Origin of the sequence: Stenotrophomonas daejeonensis (assembly GCF_001431505.1) — a bacterium.
Lineage (GTDB): Bacteria > Pseudomonadota > Gammaproteobacteria > Xanthomonadales > Xanthomonadaceae > Stenotrophomonas > Stenotrophomonas daejeonensis.
In genome coordinates this window covers 1-17,904 of sequence record NZ_LDJP01000078.1, presented here as the reverse complement: position 1 = coordinate 17,904, position 17,904 = coordinate 1, and the positions used below count along the sequence as shown (strand labels likewise).

General features: G+C 70.3%; 15 protein-coding genes. 8 read left to right on the top strand and 7 right to left on the bottom strand.

Going from position 1 to position 17,904, the window contains the following annotated elements; translation table 11 throughout:
* Window positions 1–129: 129 nt before the first annotated feature.
* Window positions 130–588 carry a hypothetical protein gene (locus ABB34_RS12660; protein ID WP_057641687.1) on the top strand — a complete coding sequence of 153 codons (459 nt, stop codon included), beginning with the start codon at window positions 130–132 and terminating at the stop codon, window positions 586–588.
* Between the two features lie 223 nt (window positions 589–811).
* Here the strand turns inward: ABB34_RS12660 and ABB34_RS12650 are convergent, their stop codons facing one another.
* Window positions 812–2,665 (bottom strand): ABC transporter ATP-binding protein, encoded by a 1,854-nt coding sequence (locus tag ABB34_RS12650; protein ID WP_057641685.1) that lies wholly within the window; start codon window positions 2,663–2,665, stop codon window positions 812–814.
* 181 nt (window positions 2,666–2,846) lie between these two features.
* Entirely contained in the window at window positions 2,847–4,397 is a 1,551-nt protein-coding gene (locus ABB34_RS12645) for a serine hydrolase (RefSeq protein WP_152979622.1), read from the bottom strand.
* A 204-nt stretch (window positions 4,398–4,601) separates the two neighbouring features.
* Between ABB34_RS12645 and ABB34_RS12640 the strand changes: the two genes are divergently transcribed.
* Window positions 4,602–5,516, top strand: a complete 915-nt coding sequence (locus ABB34_RS12640) for a DMT family transporter (RefSeq protein ID WP_057641702.1) — start codon at window positions 4,602–4,604, stop codon at window positions 5,514–5,516.
* An 85-nt stretch (window positions 5,517–5,601) separates the two neighbouring features.
* On the opposite strand, the gene ABB34_RS12635 is transcribed toward ABB34_RS12640, so the two are convergent.
* The 3 genes from ABB34_RS12635 to ABB34_RS12625 form a co-directional block, all read right to left on the bottom strand.
* Window positions 5,602–6,324, bottom strand: a complete 723-nt coding sequence (locus ABB34_RS12635) for a pseudouridine synthase (protein WP_057641683.1) — start codon at window positions 6,322–6,324, stop codon at window positions 5,602–5,604.
* A 45-nt stretch (window positions 6,325–6,369) separates the two neighbouring features.
* Entirely contained in the window at window positions 6,370–8,037 is a 1,668-nt protein-coding gene (locus ABB34_RS12630; protein WP_057641682.1) for a sensor domain-containing diguanylate cyclase, read from the bottom strand.
* Between the two features lie 153 nt (window positions 8,038–8,190).
* A complete protein-coding gene (locus tag ABB34_RS12625) occupies window positions 8,191–10,134 on the bottom strand; it encodes a DEAD/DEAH box helicase (protein WP_057641681.1) in 1,944 nt (647 codons plus the stop codon).
* A gap of 160 nt (window positions 10,135–10,294) precedes the next feature.
* Here ABB34_RS12625 and ABB34_RS12620 point away from each other — a divergent pair, with 160 nt between their 5' ends.
* The 3 genes from ABB34_RS12620 to ABB34_RS12610 all read left to right on the top strand — a co-directional run bounded on the left by ABB34_RS12620 (window position 10,295) and on the right by ABB34_RS12610 (window position 11,731).
* A complete protein-coding gene (locus ABB34_RS12620; protein ID WP_057641680.1) occupies window positions 10,295–10,786 on the top strand; it encodes an RNA polymerase sigma factor in 492 nt (163 codons plus the stop codon).
* A gap of 10 nt (window positions 10,787–10,796) precedes the next feature.
* Window positions 10,797–11,453 carry a hypothetical protein gene (locus tag ABB34_RS12615; protein WP_057641679.1) on the top strand — a complete coding sequence of 219 codons (657 nt, stop codon included), beginning with the start codon at window positions 10,797–10,799 and terminating at the stop codon, window positions 11,451–11,453.
* 65 nt (window positions 11,454–11,518) lie between these two features.
* Window positions 11,519–11,731: an RNA-binding S4 domain-containing protein gene (locus ABB34_RS12610; RefSeq protein ID WP_057641678.1), complete on the top strand. Its 213-nt coding sequence runs from the start codon at window positions 11,519–11,521 to the stop codon at window positions 11,729–11,731.
* Window positions 11,732–11,804: 73 nt separating this feature from the next.
* On the opposite strand, the gene ubiM is transcribed toward ABB34_RS12610, so the two are convergent.
* Together ubiM and ABB34_RS12600 are read right to left on the bottom strand one after the other, a co-directional pair.
* Window positions 11,805–12,983, bottom strand: a complete 1,179-nt coding sequence (gene ubiM, locus ABB34_RS12605) for a 5-demethoxyubiquinol-8 5-hydroxylase UbiM (RefSeq protein WP_057641701.1) — start codon at window positions 12,981–12,983, stop codon at window positions 11,805–11,807.
* A gap of 80 nt (window positions 12,984–13,063) precedes the next feature.
* A complete protein-coding gene (locus ABB34_RS12600; RefSeq protein WP_057641677.1) occupies window positions 13,064–14,191 on the bottom strand; it encodes a COG3904 family protein in 1,128 nt (375 codons plus the stop codon).
* 133 nt (window positions 14,192–14,324) lie between these two features.
* Between ABB34_RS12600 and ABB34_RS12595 the strand changes: the two genes are divergently transcribed.
* From ABB34_RS12595 to ABB34_RS12585, 3 genes are all read left to right on the top strand, one after another.
* Window positions 14,325–15,830, top strand: coding sequence for a DNA-3-methyladenine glycosylase 2 (locus ABB34_RS12595; RefSeq protein WP_057641676.1), 1,506 nt, complete (start codon window positions 14,325–14,327; stop codon window positions 15,828–15,830).
* 22 nt (window positions 15,831–15,852) lie between these two features.
* Complete coding sequence (locus tag ABB34_RS12590) at window positions 15,853–16,362, top strand: methylated-DNA--[protein]-cysteine S-methyltransferase (RefSeq protein WP_057641675.1); 510 nt, start codon at window positions 15,853–15,855, stop codon at window positions 16,360–16,362.
* A gap of 64 nt (window positions 16,363–16,426) precedes the next feature.
* Window positions 16,427–17,677 carry an alkaline phosphatase family protein gene (locus tag ABB34_RS12585; protein WP_057641674.1) on the top strand — a complete coding sequence of 417 codons (1,251 nt, stop codon included), beginning with the start codon at window positions 16,427–16,429 and terminating at the stop codon, window positions 17,675–17,677.
* Window positions 17,678–17,904: the final 227 nt, after the last annotated feature.

The following is a 17,904-nucleotide window of genomic DNA, read 5'->3' as shown; positions in this document are numbered from 1 at the left end:
TCCGCCGACCTCGACGGGGGACGATTTCCCAAGCCGTGCATAACGGCGGGAGCCCGCAATCCGGCATCATGTCCGGACCGGTCGGGCCAGCTCCGGCCCCGACGAGGAGCGCTCCGGATGAATGCAGGCATGTTCCGGCTGACCGCCGTCGCCGTCATCCCGCTGTTCGCCGCATCCGCTGCGACGGCAACGGCACTGGCGGATGGGGAAGCATCGAACGCCGGGCTGGTGGTGTCGTTGCCGCCGGGCGGCTGCACGTTGCTGGTGCACCCGGACGGCTCCGGGAGCATCCATTACGGCGCGGCTCCGCGAACCGTGCAGGTGGCCGCGCAGGCTTTCGACTTCGATCGGGTACTGCAGTCGCTGCGCGAGAGCGTGCAGGGCGAGGATGCGGAAGCACCTGCCGGCACCCAGCCTGGCGCCGGCGTCGTTTTCCCCGGGACCAACGTGGTCAGGCGCTTCGACGACATGGCCCTGGCCCGCAGCCTGCTTGAAACCGGCTGGAAGTCGCGGCTGCCACCAACGGACCTATGGCACGGCAACGACGAGGCCCATGCCGTGATCCAGAGAACCTGCGGGTTCGATTGAGGGGCTTGGCCGGCCTTCTCCACCAGCCCGGCCCCGACTCCCTCCCCCAACCGGCCGCCATCGTCATCCCCGCGCAGACGGAAGTGCTTTTCAGCAGCCCGAGGAGCTGGTCAGTCGCTCATGGGCTTTATTCGCAGGGCATCAGCAAGAGCAATCCCCGCCTGCGCAGGGATGACGGTTGACGGGTACGCCCCAGCCTGCTCCCCCGAAGGCGGCGCCTGCGTCAGGGCACTACCGGCTCGTCGTGCGCATCGGCGGCGACGAAGCCGCCGGTCTGGCGTGCCCACAGCCGCGCATACAGGCCATTGGCGGCGATCAGCTCGGCATGGGTGCCGCTCTCGACGATGTGCCCCTGGTCCATCACCAGCAGCCGGTCCATGCGCGCGATGGTGGACAGGCGGTGGGCGATGGCGATCACCGTCTTGCCGGCCATCAGCCCGTCCAGGCTTTCCTGGATGGCGGCTTCCACTTCCGAATCCAGCGCCGAGGTGGCCTCGTCCAGCACCAGGATCGGCGCGTCCTTGAGCAGCACCCGGGCAATGGCGATGCGCTGGCGCTGGCCGCCGGACAACTTCACCCCGCGCTCGCCGACGTGGGCGTCGTAACCGCTGCGGCCCGCGCTGTCGCGCAGTTCGGCGATGAAGCCGTCGGCACGCGCCTTGGCGACCGCCGCGCGCAACTGTTCCTCGCTGGCATCGGGGCGGCCGTAGAGCAGGTTGTCGCGGATCGAGCGATGCAGCAGCGAGGTGTCCTGGGTGACCACGCCCACCTGCGCGCGCAACGAATCCTGCTGCACGCAGGCGATGTCCACGCCATCGACGAGGATGCGGCCACGCTCGACGTCATGGAAGCGCAGCAGCAGGTTGACCAGGGTGGATTTGCCGGCGCCGGAGCGCCCGACCACGCCGATTTTCTCGCCGGGGCGCACGTGCAGGTCCAGCCCTTCGATCACGCCACCGGCCTTGCCGTAGTGGAACGACACGCCCTCGAAGCGAATGTCGCCGGCCTGCACCGCCAATGCCAGGGCACCGGGGGCGTCGTCCACGGTGGGCGGCAGCGAGATCGAGTTGATGCCGTCATGCACGGTGCCGATGTTCTCGAACAGCGCCGACAGTTCCCACATGATCCACTGCGACATGCCCAGCATGCGCAGTACCAGCGCCACGGCCACCGCCACCGCGCCGGCACTCACCGAGCCGCCGTGCCACAGCCACAGGCCCAGCGCCACCACCGAGAACAGCAGCAGCATGTTCAGCGCATACAGCAGCGAGTAGATGCGCGTGGCCAGCCGCATCTGCGGGTGCACCTTGTCGAGGAAGCCGGCCATCGCCTCGCGCGCATAGGCCTGCTCGCGCCGCGAGTGCGAGAACAGCTTGACCGTGGCGATGTTGGTGTAGCTGTCCACGATGCGCCCGGTCATCTCCGAGCGGGCATCGGCCTGCTCGCGCGAGATGCGCTCCATGCGCGGCACGAAATGCCACATCAACAGGGCATAGCCGACCAGCCACCCCACGAACGGCAGCATCATCCGCCAGTCGGCGGAACCGGCCACCGCCAGCGTGCCGATGAAGAACACCAGCACGTAGTTGCCGATGTCGAACAGCTTGACCACCGTCTCGCGCACCGCCAGCGAGGTCTGCATCAGCTTGGTGGCGATGCGCCCGGCGAACTCGTCCTGGAAATAGCCCATCGACTGCCGCAGCAGGTAGCGGTGCACGCTCCAGCGGATGCGCATCGGGAAATTGCCGAGCAGGGTCTGGTGCTGCACCAACGCGTTGACCAGCACCAGCAGCGGCAGCGCGACCAGCACCAGCGTACCCATCCACAGCAGGCGCGGGCCCTCGGCGGCGATGAAGGTGGCCGGCGTGGTGGTGCCGAGCCGGTCCACCAGCGAGCCGACGTAGGCATAGAGCGCCAACTCGGCCACCGCGATGCCGGCGGTGGTCAGCGCCATCAACAGCAGCCACTTCTCCGCGCCGCGCGTGTAATGGCGGCAGAACGCATACAGGCCGCGCGGCGGCTGCACGGGCGGATCGCAGGGAAACGGATCGAGGCGGGATTCAAACCAGCGGAACATGGAGGCGGCCAACAAGCGAAACCGGCGGCGATTGTCCCATCGCCGCCGGTTGCGTGCATGTTCCCGTGCGGGGCGAGCCTCGCATCCATGTTCACAATGCGCGACAACCCACAAGCGTAGGTGCCGGGTTTACCCGGCACGGGCGTTCCCGGCACAGCCACATGCGGGGCAAGCCCCGCATCTACATTTCCAGCGGCTTCAGCAGCAGGTCCTGGAAGTCGAAGCTGAAGTCGGTCAGCGACGAGATCGCCTGCATGCGCACCTCGCGCACCTTGCCGTCCGGGTCGAGGCTGAAGTTGACGAAGGCGTCGGCGTTGAGCGAGCGGTTGTCCCAGCGCACGATGAAGGTGTCATGCTGCCAGTGCTCCAGCGTGCCCTGCAGGTCGGCGGTGGCGCCGAAGCGCAGGCGCAGCTTGCCCTTGGCCGGTTCGACGAACACGTCGCCATACCACGCGTCACGATAGCCGCCGGCGTAACCGGACAACGGCAGCGAAGGTTTGCTCTTCGCATCGCGGGCGGCGACGTGCTTCTGCCAGCCTTCGTCGGCATTGTCCTGTGCCTTGGCGACGGCGGCGGCGTAGGCGGCCACCCAGTCGTGCCCGGGCGCGCCCAGCATGGCGTCGAGCACGCTCAGGGTGATGGCGTTGAACGCCGCACCCACTTCCTGGTTGGTCAGCACCACCACGCCGAGGTTCTGCCCGGGCACCAGGGTCAGGCGCGACACCTGCCCCGGCCAGCCGCCGGTGTGCCATACCAGCTTCTGCCCGCGGTAGTCGCTCAGGCTCCAGCCTTCGCCGTAACCGGCGAAGTTGGGCACGGCGTCGGCCAGTTCCGGCACCGACGGCTTGGCCACCACCTGCGGGATCTGCATCTGCCACATCTGCTGCTGGGTCTTGTCCGAGAACAGCGGCGTGCCGTCGGCGAGCTTGCCGCCAGCCAGTTGCACGTTCATCCATTTGGACAGGTCGTGCACGCTGGAATAGATGCCGCCGGCGCCGGCGTTGTTGGACCAGGTCAGCGGCGCCACCGGGCGCAGTTCGGCGTAGTCGTACTTGGCGTGGCCGATGGCGGCCTTGTCGCCGGGCCGCAGGTGGTCGGCGTTGTAGCGGGTGCCGGCCATGCCGACCTTGTCGAAGATGCGCTGCTGCAGGAAGTCGGCATAGCTCAGGCCCGACACCTTCTCGATCACCTGCTGCGCCACCGCGTAGAGGATGTTGTCGTAGGCGTAGCGGTCACGGAAGCCGCCCTTGAGCGGCACCTGCGCCAGCCGCGCCACCACCTCGGCGTTGCTGTAGGTGGTGGTGGGCCAGAACAGCAGGTCGCCGGCGCCGAGGGTCAGGCCGCTGCGGTGCGAGAGCAGGTCGCGGATGCGCATTTCGCCGGTGACGTAGGGGTCGGACATGCGGAACGACGGCAGGTGGTCGATCACCCGGTCGTCCATCTTCAGCTTGCCTTCCTCGGCCAGCAGGTTCAGCGAGGTGGCGGTGAAGGCCTTGGTGTTGGAGGCGATGGCGAACAGGGTGTCGGCCTGCACCGGCTCGGGCTTGCCGATCTCGCGCACGCCCCAGCCGCGCTCCAGCAGCACCTTGCCGTCCTTGACCACGGCCACGGCGATGCCGGGCACGTCGAACTGCTGGCGCACCCGTTCCACGGTGGCATCCAGTTGCTGCAACTCCGCCGGCACCCCGGCCTCCTGCGCGTTCGCCTGCACCGCCACGCTCATCGCGAGCATCAATCCGCTCCCCAGCCACTTGTTCAATGCACCACCCTCCGGTTCGGTAGCGGCCGATGGTAACGCGAGCGCCGTGCGGGTGTAGGTGCGGTGCTTGCTCCGCACGGTGGCCTTCCCGGTGGAGCCATGTGCGGAGCAAGCGCCGCACCTATGCATGGTCCGTTCCAGCCCCGCAACCGCGGGGACTTCGGCGACAATCCGCGCATGCCGAACGCTGCCACCCGCACCGCCCTGCTGCAAATCCACTTCTGCGTGCTGCTGTGGGGCGTGACCGCCATCCTCGGCAAGCTCATCACCCTGCCGGCGCTGCCGCTGGTGTGGTGGCGCATGCTGCTGGTGGTGGCGATGCTGGCGCTGCTGCCGCGCATGTGGCGCGGGCTGGCGGCGCTCAGCCCGCGGTTGGTGTTGGGCTACTGCGGCGTCGGCGCGCTGGTGGCGCTGCACTGGCTCACGTTCTACGGCGCGGTGAAGCTGGCCAACGCCTCGGTGGCGGCCACCTGCATCGCGCTGGCGCCGGTGTTCACCGCCGTCGTCGAGCCATGGATCGCCAAGCGCCCGTTCCGGCCGCGCGAGCTGGCCTTCGGCCTGGCGGTGCTGCCGGGCGTGGTGCTGATGGTCGGCGGTGTGCCCGACGGCATGCGCCTGGGCGTGCTGATCGGCGCGTTGTCAGCCCTGCTGGTGGCCCTGTTCGGCTCGCTCAACAAGCGGCTGGTCAGCCATGCCGATCCGCTGACCGTCACCGCGCTGGAACTGGGTGCCGGCACGCTCACCCTCACCCTGCTGGCGCCGGCCCTGCCGTTGCTGCTGCCGGCGCTGGCCAGCCCGTTGTGGGTGGTCCCGAACCTGCACGACGGGGTGCTGCTGCTGGCACTGGCGGGCCTGTGCACGCTGCTGCCGTTCGCGCTGGCGCTGGTGGCGCTGCGCCACCTCAGCGCCTACACGGTGCAGCTGGTGACGAACCTGGAGCCGGTGTACGCCATCGTGCTGGCGATGCTGTTCCTCGGCGAGCAGCGCGAGCTGACGCCGCTGTTCTATCTGGGCGTGGCGATCATCCTCGGTGCGGTGTTCCTGCATCCGCTGCTCAATCGCGGGCGGAAGGCGGAGTCCGCCGGGCTGTAACCGTAGGAGCGCACCTTGGTGCGCGATGGGGCTTCACCGGGAAAGCCATCGCGCACCAAGGTGCGCTCCTACAGGTTCCGGTACATCAGAACTGCTGCTGTTGCGGCAGCAGCCCGCGCAGTTCCTGTTCGGTGAGGTTGCGCCACTGGCCCGGCTTGAGCGCGCCGAGCTTGATGTTGTCGATGCGCACGCGGCGCAGCTGGGTGACGCGGTAGCCGAAGGCGGCGGCCATCAGCCGGATCTGCCGGTTCAGGCCCTGCTGCAGCACGATGCGGAAGCCGAACTTGGCGATGCGGGTGGCGCGGCACGGCAGCGTCGTCTGCTCGTGGATGCGCACGCCGCGCGCCATGCCGCGCAGGAATTCGTCGGTGACCGGCTTGTTCACCGCCACCAGGTATTCCTTCTGGTGGCCGTTCTCGGCGCGCAGGATCTGGTTGACGATGTCGCCGTTGCTGGTCAGCAGGATCAGTCCCTCCGAATCCTTGTCCAGGCGGCCGATCGGGAAGATGCGTTGTTCATGGCCGACGAAGTCGACGATGTTGCCCTTGACCGCGCTCTCGGTGGTGCAGGTGACGCCCACCGGCTTGTTCAGCGCGATGTAGACGTGCTTGCGGCCGGTGCTTTTCTGCACCGCGCGGGCGCGCAGCGGCTGGCCGTCGACGCGCACCTCGTCGCCCTCGCCTACCACCGCGCCGGTGCCGGCGACGACGCCGTTGACGGTGACCCGGCGCGCGCCGAGCAGGCGGTCGGCCTCGCGGCGGGAACAGAAGCCGGTTTCGGCGATGTGCTTGTTGAGTCGGGTCGTCATCGGCGGATTATCCGCCATCGCCCCGGCGCCGGACAGCGCGGGGCGTCAGATCACGTCCGGCTCGGTGCGCGCGTCGACCACGCGGTTGCGGCCGCCGCGCTTGGCCCGGTACATGGCGTTGTCGGCGCGGCGCAGCAGCGCGGCCATGTCGTCGTCCGGCTGCATTTCCGCCAGGCCGATGCTGGCGGTGATCACCAGCCCGTCATGGCGCAGCTCCAGCGCCTGTCGCCCGACCCGGTCGCGCAGCTGCTCCAGCCGCGGCAGCGCGGTATCGGCGCCGGCGCCCGGCAGCAGGATCAGGAATTCCTCGCCGCCCATGCGGATCACGTCGTCGCGGCTGCGCACCGCGCCGAGCAGGGCATTGGCCACCGACACCAGCACTTCGTCGCCGACGTCGTGGCCGAAGCGGTCGTTGATCTGCTTGAACAGGTCGATGTCGAGGAAGCCGATGGCCAGCGGCTGCGCGTCCTTCCGGCTCTGCTGCATGTGCCGCTCGAGCTGGCGCAGGCCAGCGCGGCGGTTGGGCAGGCCGGTCAGCATGTCGGTATCGGCGAGCTGGCGCATCTCGTCGCGCTGCCGGCGCAGCAGGTCCAGGCTGCGGTTGAGGCTGAAGGCACTGATGATCAGGAACCAGCTCACCGCCAGCTGGATGACCTCGATGCGATAGCGGACCAGCCATTCGGCGTGGAGCCAGTCGGCCAGCACCATCGCCAACAACGGCAGCAGCGCGATGATGCCGTCCATCGCGTTGTAGTCGCGCCGCCGCAGCAGCCACACGCCCACCGCGAAGGACAGCAGGCAGGCCACCGCGAAACCGTGGTCCAGCCAGACCGCCACCACCGACAACGCCGCGAACGGCAGCCACGGCGCCAGCAGCGCGATGCCCAGCAGCAGCGCCGACAGCCAGCGCAGGCCGGTACGCAGGGCCGGGAAGCGCCGCCAGCCGCCGCAGATCCACCACATCAGCCAGACCAGCGCCGCGTAGGCCAGTGCCGACATCGCCACCAGCCATTGCGGGGCGGCGTTGCCGATGGGCAGCCACGGCCGGGGATAGCCGCTCAGGCCGCTGAACACCGCCTGCCACAGCATCATCAGCAGGCACACCAGCGCATAGAACAGGAAGTCGCGGCTGCGGGTGGACAGGAACCCCATCACCGCCGACAACGCCAGCGCCAATGCGACGGCCAGGCAGCTGGTGCGCACCAGCAGCCGCGCGGTGTCGCGCTGCTGCACCGGGCTGGGCGCGCCCAGCCGCAGCACCGGAATCCAGCCGGGCTTGAGCGGGCGTTCCCATGACACCTCGATCGGCGCCATGCTGCCGGCCGGCGGCACCGCCACCATGCCGGTGCCGGCACGGAAGCGCGAATCGCGGGTGCGCGCATCCTGCGCATGGCCGCATACGGTGCGCTCGCCCTGATGGATCATCACTTCGCCGTGGAAGGCGTTGAACACTTCCAGCGCCTGCGGCGCGCCCGACCAGCCGCCGGCCGGCGGCGGGATCTCGATGCGCTCCTGCAGGCGTTCGCGCATTTCGGGGGTACAGGCGCGCACCGGCGCCTGCTGGTCGGTGGCATGGCCGAACAACAGGTAGTCCCTGCCCTGCAATGGCGACGCGGACAGCGCCGGCGCCACGGACAGCAGCAGCGCGGCCAGCAGCCACGCTCCCCATCGCCATCCCGTGCAACCGCGCACGACTTCCTGCCGCTCCGGCATCTGCCCCACCCGCTGTTCCCGTGTCAGCCGGTGATTATCACATTGCCCGGCCCCCCGCCCGGCACTGCATCAAGCAAACGGTGGTTTCCGGACGTGGCCCGGCATCGGCGATGCCGCCCATGCACGGGCCTGCAACGGCAGGCCCGCGCTGGTTCAGCCGCCGCGCGGGCCGCGTGGCTTGAAGCCGTCGCGATGCGGGCGCGCGCCGGGGCCGCCGTTGCGCGGGCCGCCGGGGCGGCCGGCCGGCTTGGGGCCCTTGCCGAAGCGCGGCTTGAACGCGGGCGCGGCGCCCTGCGTTTCGCCCGGCTCGACCCTGCGCATGCGCAGCTGCTGGCCGGACACCCACACCTTCTGCAGGTGCTGCAGCGTGTCGGCCGGCATTTCCGCCGGCAGGTCCAGCACCGAGTGGTCGTCGTGGATGTCGATGCGGCCGATGTAGCGGCTTTCCAGCCCGGCCTCGTTGGCGATGGCGCCGACGATGTTGGCCGGCTTCACCCCATGCGCGTGGCCCACTTCGATGCGGTAGGTCTCCATGCCGAATTCCGGCGCGCTGCGTGGCGGCATCTCCCGGCGCGGGCGTTCACCGGACTCGCCTTCGCCACGCGGCGGCCGCGGGCCGCGCTCGCCGTCGTCGTGGCGCGGGCCACGCTCGAAGCGCGGCTCGAAACGCGACGGACGTTCGCCACGCTCCTCGCGCTGGCGCGGGAAGCCGCCATCGCGCTGCGGGCGCTCGTTGCGGCCCGCCTGCGGCTCGCGGCGCTCGCGCACCGGCGGGGTCAGCAGGAACGGGGTATCGCCCTGCAACAGCTTGGCCAGCGCGGCGGCGACGTCGATCGCCGGCACGTTCTGCTCGCCCTGGAAACGCTCCAGCAACTGCCGGTAGAAATCCAGCCCGCCCTGGCCCAGGGTGTCGCTGATGCGCGCGGTGAACTTGTTGATGCGGTTGTCGTTGACCGCCTCCACGCTGGGCAGCTGCATTTCCTCGATCGGCTGCCGGGTGGCGCGCTCGATCTGGCGCAGCATGCCCTTCTCGCGCGGGGTCGCGAACAGGATCGCCTCGCCGCTGCGGCCGGCGCGGCCGGTGCGGCCGATGCGGTGCACGTAGCTTTCGGTGTCGTAGGGGATGTCGTAGTTCAGCACGTGGCTGATGCGTTCCACGTCCAGCCCGCGCGCGGCCACGTCGGTGGCCACCAGGATGTCGAGCTTGCCTTCCTTGAGCTGGCCGATGGTGCGCTCGCGCTGGGCCTGCTGCATGTCGCCGTTGATCGCGGCGGCGGCCAGGCCACGGGCCTGCAGCTTGCCCGCCAGTTCCTCGGTGCCGGCCTTGGTGCGCGCGAAGATGATCATCGCGTCGAACGGCTCCACCTCGAGGATGCGGGTCAGCGCGTCGAGCTTGTGCATGCCGCTGACCCACCAGTAACGCTGGCGGATGTTGGCGCTGGTGGTGGTCTTGGAGGCGATGGTCACTTCCACCGGATCACGCAGGTAGGTCTGCGCGATGCGCCGGATCTGGGTCGGCATGGTCGCCGAGAACAGTGCGACCTGGCGGGTTTCCGGCAGCTTCTTGAGCACCGCTTCGACGTCGTCGATGAAGCCCATGCGCAGCATTTCGTCGGCTTCGTCCAGCACCAGCGTCTTCAGCTCGGACAGGTCCAGCGTGCCGCGGTCGAGGTGGTCGATGACGCGACCGGGGGTGCCGACGACGACGTGCACGCCGCGGCGCAACGCCGACAGCTGCTGGCCGTAGGGCTGGCCGCCGTACACCGGCAGCACGCGGAAGCCGGGCATCGCCACCGAGTAGCTCTGGAAGGCTTCGGCGACCTGGATGGCCAGCTCGCGGGTCGGCGCCAGCACCAGTACCTGCGGCTTGCTGGCGTTGAGGTCGATGTTGGACAGCACCGGCAGCGCGAAGGCGCCGGTCTTGCCGGTGCCGGTCTGCGCCTGGCCGAGCACGTCGCGGCCGGCCAGCATCGCCGGGATGGTGGCGGCCTGGATCGGCGACGGGGTTTCGTAGCCGACGTCGGCCACCGCTTTCATCACAGGCTGGGAGAGGCCGAGATCTGCAAACAGCAGCGGCGCGGGGGATTCTTGGGACATTGGGGAACTCCGGGGGCGGCACCGCCGCGAACGGGCGGGCGCAAGTTGTCTATTGTGCGCCCTGGCGGGCCGGCTGTCGAAAATGCCGATGGCCGCCATTCAGGTGTGATATCCCGCCCCTGCCGGCGAATCACCCGGCAACTTCCCCGCGAAACCGCCCATGCCGCCCACCCCGCCCCCTTTCGCCGAATTGCTGGAACGGCACCGCGGCATCCTCGCCAAGGTGGCCGGCAGCTATGCCCGGCAACGCGAGGACCGCGAGGACCTGATGCAGGAAATCGCCGCCCAGCTGTGGCGGGCATGGCCGTCCTACGACCCGGCGCGGCCGTTTTCCACGTGGATGTACCGCATTGCGCTGAACGTGGCGATTTCGCAGCTGCGCGGGCGGATGCGCGCACCGGCGCTGGCCGGAACCGCCGAAGGCACGCTCGATGCACTGGCCGACCCCGCGCCGCACGACCCCGAGCGCAGCCAGCAACTCGAACGCCTGTACCGCTTCATCCACGCGCTGCCGCCGCTGGATCGCGCGCTGATGCTGCTCTACCTGGAAGAACGCCCGCAACGCGAGATCGCCGAGGTGCTGGGGCTGAGCGAAACCAACGTCGCCACCAAGATCGGCCGCCTCAAGGCGCGGCTGCGCAACGAACTGTGAGGAGTACCACATGGAAACCGACGAACTGAAAGACCTGTGGCGGCAACTGGGCCGGCAGATGGAGCGCCAGCAGTCGCTGTCGCTGCAACTGCTGCGCGAGCAGACCGGCCGACGCCTGCGCCACAGCCTTGCGCCGCTGCGGCTCGGGCAATGGCTGCAACTGGCGCTGGGCGTGGCGCTGGTGCTGCTGGGCATCGCCTGCTGGAAACGCAACCTCGACGTCCCCGGCTATTTCGCCGCCGGCGTGGCGCTGCACGCGTTCGGCGTGGCGAGCGCGGCGCTGGCCGGCATCACCCTTGCCCTGATCTCCCGCATCGACTATGCCGCCCCGGTGCTGCGCATCGAAAAACAGCTCGGGCTGCTGCGCCGGTTCCACGTGTTCAACGGCATGCTCGCCGGCTGGCCGTGGTGGGTGATGTGGATCGTGGTGGTGGTCGCCGTTGCTGGGTTGACGCGGGCCCCGGCTTCCGCGGGCGCGCAGGCGTGGGTATGGGCCAGCCTTGCGCTCGGCCTGCTCGGCTGGCTGGGCACCGCCTGTTTCCACCGCTGGGCGCGCAACCCCGTGCGGCCGCGGCTGGCCCGCAGGGTGGAGGATGCCGTCACCGGCTACAGCCTGCGCAGGGCGCGGGCGCTGCTGGAGGAAGTGCGCCGGTTCGAGCGGGAATGAGGCCTGCCGCGGCCACGACGGCCGCGACGGGTGATAATCGCGCCCTTCTCCATTGCGTTGCCCCCATGCAGACCATCGACTTCGAACTGGACCGCGACTACGTCGAACTGAAGCAACTGCTCAAGCTCACCGACCTGGTCGGCAGCGGCGGCGAGGCCAAGGTCATCATCGGCGAAGGCCACGTGCGCGTGGATGGCGTGGTGGAACTGCGCAAGGCCTGCAAGATCCGCGCGGGCCAGCGGGTGGAACTGGGCGAGGTGTGCATCCGGGTGCGTTGAAGCCGGGAACGGGGAATGGGGAACAGGGAATGACCGCGCATCGCGGTTTGCGCCATTCCCGGCTCCCCGTTCCCTATTCCCTGGCCTGCGTCAGGTGCGCGGCGATCATCCTGCGGAACGGCGCCACGCCATGTGCCACGCGCAGGGCGGCGTTGCGCAGCACCCGCGCCGGCAGGCGGCCGTCGTTGTACAACGCGGCGATGGCGTTGGTGGCCTCGTACAGCGGCCGCGTCGCCAAGCGGTGGTTGCGCTCGTAGCGGGCCAGCAGCGGGGCCGCGCCGATGTCGCCGCCACGCGCGGCCGCTTCCTCCAGCAACTTCGCCAGCCGCTGCTGGCTCTGCAGGCCGAAGTTGAAACCATGCGCGGTGACCGGGTGCATGCCCACCGCGGCATCGCCGACCAGCACGTAGCGCGGCCCGGCGAAGCGGTGCGCGTACACCCCCACCAGCGGGTAGACGTGGCGCGTGCCCACCGGCTGCATGCGGCCCAGACGCTGCTCGAAGAAGCCGCCGACGGCCTCGCCGAAGCCGTCCTCGTCCATCGCCATCAACTCCTGTATCTGCTGCGGCGGCAGGGTAATCACCGCCGAGCACTGGTCGCCGGGCAGCGGCAGCATCGCCAGCGTGCGCCCATAGCCGAACCACTCCCACGCCTCGTGCCGGTGCGGGCGCTCGTGGCGCAGCCGGCACACCAGCATCGACTTGCCGAAATCGCGCATCTGCGCGCCGATGCCCATCATCCGCCGGGTCGCCGAGAAGCGGCTGTCGGCGGCCACCACCAGCCGCGCGGTAAGGCGGCGGCCATCGTCGAGCACCACGGTATTGGCCTGGGCGTCGGTTTCGATCGCGGTCACCTTGGCGCCATCGACCAGTTCCAGCCCCGCCTGCCCCTGCACCGCCTCCCACGCGGCGCGGCGGATCAGGTGGTTGGGGACCAGCCAGCCCAGTTCTTCCACGCCTTCTTTGGCCGCGGCGAAGCCGAGGGCGAACGGCGAGGCGCCGTTCATCACCTTGGCGCTGCGCAGCGGCGACACCTGCGCCGGGTCGATGCGCTGCCACAGCCCGAGCGCCTGCATGATCTGCCGCGAGGCGTGGGTCAGCGCGATCTCGCGGCCGTCGAACGCCGGCTCGGCCAGCGCCGCCGCCGGCTGCTGCTCGACCAGCGTCACCGACAGCCCGGTACCCGCCAGCCCGCGCGCCAGGCTCAGCCCCGCCGGCCCGGCCCCCACAATCACTACATCGACATCGCGCATCTTCATGGCTCCCGCGTCATCCAGTAATCGCCACAGCCTACGCAGCGGCGGCAGTGGCGGCCTTGATCCGGGTCAGGAACTCAGGTGCCGGCCTCGTGGCTGGCGACCGGAGCGTCCGGCAGCGCGATCACCGGCGGATCGGCCGGGGCCGGCGGCGGCTCCAGCAGCGCGTTGCCGAGTTCCGACAGCGGGCTCTCGTCCGGGCAGGTTTCGTCGGGGAAGCCGTACTGGTCCTTCAGCGCCTGCCCGCAGGTGGTGACCGCCTCCAGGTCGGCGCCTTCGCGCTTGCACTGGCGGTCGAAGGCGACCAGGAAGGCGTCCTTGCGCCGCACGAAATCGTCGCCGCACTTGCGCATCTGCTTGATCCGCTCCAGGTCGTCCTGCACCGCGTTGGTGCCGTCCAGCCCGTACTGCTTGAGCTCGGCGTTGCTGAGCAGGCGCAGGCTGCGGTTGGGCACGGTCATCATCAGGTCGGCCACGCCCACCGCCACGCCGTTGCGCTGCAGGTAGTCCTTCACGTTGTCGTAGACCTGCTGCAGCTCCTTGTTCAGCTCGGCGCGCGAGGTGGCGGTGGAGCTGATGCGCATCATCCGGTGGATGCCGACCTTGCCGGAGATCAGCCGGTTGTCGCCGGCGGCCAGCACGAACACGCAGGCGCTGTGGCAGATCGAGCCTTCGCGCACCCAGATGGTCCAGCCGGACTCGCCGATGCTGTCGCCGGCGACGATCGCCGCCTCCACCTGGCCACCGCTGGAATCCAGGTCGAGGATGCGCTTGCCGATATCCATCACATCGGCCACCACCGCCAGCCGCGACACCATCGCCGCGAACGCGGGGTTGATCTTGCCGACATAGCGCACCCGCACCAGCCCGCGCTCGCGGCAGGGTTCCAGCGCGGCATCCAGGCTCTGCCGGTCCAGCGCTTCCAGCTCGGTACCGTCGCCGGCCTCGCCGGTGTAGTCGGTATCGCAGCCGATCCACGCCCTGCCGTTCTCCAGCACCACCTCCGGCCACGGCTTGTCCTTGGCCGGCTGCACCGGCGCGGGCGGCGGCGGCGCGTCGGCGGCGTTGATCGACACCATGTGGTCGCCGTCGGCGGCCAGCACCGCGGCCGGGTCGGGCACGGCCAACGGCTTGCCCTTGTCGGCGGGGTGGCAGGCCAGCAACCCGAGGCACAACAGCGGCGACCAGCAGAATCTGCGCAGCATGGGGAACCATCGCTTGAGTGGGCCCCCAGTCTAGTTCGCCTTGCCGGCGCCCACCCGAATGCCACCTGCACGCGCGGCATTGATGTCCGGAAATGGCCAGTACGCATCGCCGGCACGGCCTAGACTGGTCCCCATGCAGCTCTCCATGCCCAGCCATGACCAATGCGAACAGGCCCGTTTGGCCCGCGACGCGCGCTTCGACGGCCTGTTCTTCACCGCCGTGCGCAGCACCGGCATCTATTGCCGGCCGGTGTGCCCGGCGCCGGCGCCGCGGCGCGAGAACGTCAGCTACTACCCCACCGCGGCGGCGGCAGCCGCGGCCGGCTACCGGCCCTGCCTGCGCTGCCGGCCCGAGCTGTCGCCGGACGACGCCAATTTCATGCAGGACCACACTCTGCACCGCGCGCTGGCGCTGCTGGACGAAGGCATCCTGCAGGAGCGGCCGGCCGCCGCGCTGGCCGACGCGATGGAACTGAGCACGCGCCAGCTGCAACGCCTGTTCGTTGCCAGGCTGGGCGCCACGCCGGCGCAGCTGCACGCCACCCGGCGCCTGCTGCTGGCCAAGCAGTTGCTGACCGAAACCGCCCTGCCGGTCACCGAAATCGCGCTGGCCGCCGGCTTCAACAGCCTGCGCCGGTTCAACGGCGCCTTCCTCGAAGGCTGCGGCATGCCGCCCAGCGCTCTGCGCCGGCAGCACGGCGCGGTGCCCGGCGGCGAGCCGGTGCTGCGGCTGGCGTACCGGCCGCCGCTGGATTTCGCGGCGATGCTCGGCTTCCTGCGCAAGCGCGCGATCCCCGGCATCGAGCGCATCGACGAGCACAGCTACCAGCGCGTGATCGTCGCCAATGGCCGCGCCAGCCTGATCCGGGTCAGCGCCGACCCGAAGCGGCCGGAACTGCGCCTGCAGTTGGGCACCAGCGACGCACGCACGATCCCGGCGATCGTCGCCAGGGTGCGGCGCGTGTTCGACCTCGATGCCGACCTCGCCACCGTCCACGCCTGCCTGAACCACGAACCGCTGCTGGCGCGCGGCATCGCCGAGCGCCCTGGCCTGCGCATTCCCGGTGGCTGGGACGGTTTCGAGATCGCGGCGCGCGCGGTGCTGGGCCAGCAGGTCAGCGTCGCCGCGGCGACCACGCTGGCGCGGCGGCTGGTAGACCGTTTCGGCGAACACCTGCCCGGCCTGCCGGAAGGGCTGGACCGGCAGTTCCCTGCCCCGGCCGCGCTGGCCGACGCGCCGCTGGAAAGCATCGGCCTACCGCGCACCCGCGCCGCCACGCTGCGCGCGGTGGCCCGCGCCTGCGCCGAAGGCCGGCTGGATTTCAGCCGCGCGCAGACGCTGGAGCAGTTCGTGCGCAACGCCACCGCCTTGCCCGGCATCGGCCCGTGGACCGCGCACTACATGGCGCTGCGCGCGCTGGGCATGCCCGACGCCTTCCCGGCCGGCGACCTGGTGCTGCAGCAGGTACTGGGCGAAGGCCGGCGCCTGAGCGAACGCGCCACCGAGGCCCGCTCGCAGGCATGGCGGCCGTGGCGCGCCTACGCCGTCCTGCATCTGTGGCATCTATCGCAGGCCGGGGCCACGTCCCCGGCGGCGCACGGTGCCCCCTCCCGCACTCCCCGCGCGCCGGGGACGTAGCCCCGACCTACAGGCTCCCACCATGACCCTCTACTACGACCGCTTCGACACCCCCATCGGCCCGCTCACCGTGGCCGCCGACGCCACCGGCCTGCGCCACATCCTGTTCGCCGAGAACCACCACGATGCGAAGGACCGCGGGCACTGGCAACACGACCCGGATGCGGTCGCCGAGCCGCGCCGGCAGTTGCTGGACTACCTGCACGGGAAGCGCCGCGATTTCGATCTGGTGCTGGCCCCGGTGGGTACCGAATTCCAGTTGCAGGTCTGGCACGCACTGGCCGAGATCCCGTTCGGCAGCACCTGGAGCTACCGCCAACTGGCGCAGCGCATCGGCCGCCCCAGCGCCACCCGCGCGGTCGGCGCCGCCAACGGCCGCAACCCGCTGCCCATCGTGCTGCCCTGCCACCGGGTGATCGGCAACGACGGCTCGCTGACCGGCTTCGGCGGCGGCCTGCCGACCAAGGCCGCGCTGCTGCGGCTGGAAGGCGTCGGCAACGACGGCGCGCAGGTCGCCGACCTGTTCGGCTGATCCGGCCGGGTCATCTGCCAAAAGTCGTATTCGTGGCGTCACGATCGGCCTCTATCATGGCCCGATGATTTCCTTCCGCCTTCCCGCCGCGGTACTGGCCTGTGCCCTGCTCGCCGCCTGCGCCTCCGCGCCCCGCTCCACGCCGGCGACACCGGCGCCACCGACCGTCCTGCTGCTGTCCATCGATGGCCTGCGCGCGGACATGGTCGAGCGCGGCCACAGCCCGAACCTGGCGCGGCTGGCGCGCGAGGGCGTGCACGCCACCGGCATGCACCCGTCCTATCCGTCGCTGACCTTCCCCAACCACTACACCCTGGTCACCGGTCTGCGCCCCGACCACCACGGCATCATCCACAACAGCATGAGCGCCGAGGACCTGGGCGCCTTCCGCCTCAGCGACCGCCAGGCGGTGAGCAACCCGGCCTGGTGGGGCGGCGAGCCGATCTGGGTGGGCGTGGAGAAGGCCGGCTACAAGAGCGCCACCTGGTCATGGCCGGGCAGCGAGGCCGCCATCCACGGCGTGCAGGCCAACCAGTGGCACGCCTACGACGAAAGCGTGCCGCTGTCCGAGCGCATGCAACTGGTGCTGTCGTGGCTGGAAGGTGCCCCCGACGGCCGCAAGCCGCGGCTGGTCGCCGCCTACATGGAACACGTGGACAAGGCCGGCCACCACCACGGCCCGGATTCGCCCGAGTACGCCGCCGCGCTGCAGGACGTGGACCAGGCCATCGGCCTGCTGCTGGACGGCATGGCCCGCGACGGCCTGCTCGAGACGACCAACGTGATCGTGGTGTCCGACCACGGCATGGCCAACGTGCCGGAAGGCCAGGTCATCGCCACCGAGGACATGGTCGCCCCGGAGATCGCGCGCGAGGTATCGGTCGGCCAGTCGGTCGGCTTCGCCCCCGAGCCGGGCCGCGAACGGGAAGCGGAGAAGGCGCTGCTGGGCGCGCACCCGCACTACGACTGCTGGAAGAAGGAACAGCTGCCGGCGCGCTGGCATTACGGCACCCACCCGCGCATCCCGCCGATCATCTGCCAGATGCACGAAGGCTGGGATGCCCTGACCCGCGCGGCGATCGCCGAGCGCACGCCGGGCAACCGCGGCTCGCACGGCTACGACCCGGCATTGCCGTCGATGCAGGCGGTGTTCATCGCCCGCGGCCCGTCGTTCCGGCAGGGCATGCAGCTGCCGGCCTTCGACAACGTCGACGTCTACCCGCTGCTGGCGCGGCTGACCGGCATCGTCCCGGCGCCCAACGACGGCAACCCGCGGACCCTGCTGCCGGCACTGCGCGACAAGCCCGCCCCGTAGGTGCCGGGCTTGCCCGGCACAGGGGCCTCACCGGCAAGGTTCCATGCCGGGCGAGCCCCGCATCTGCAGGTCGGGGCCACGCCCCCGACGCCTCGCAGATATCGCAGTCGGGGGCGTAGCCCCGACCTACGTACTCAACCATCTCGAAGTCGCGACGCAACGACCGTAGGTGCCGGGCTTGCCCGGCACAGGGCCCTCCCGGACGGTAGCGCCCGACCAACGGTCGG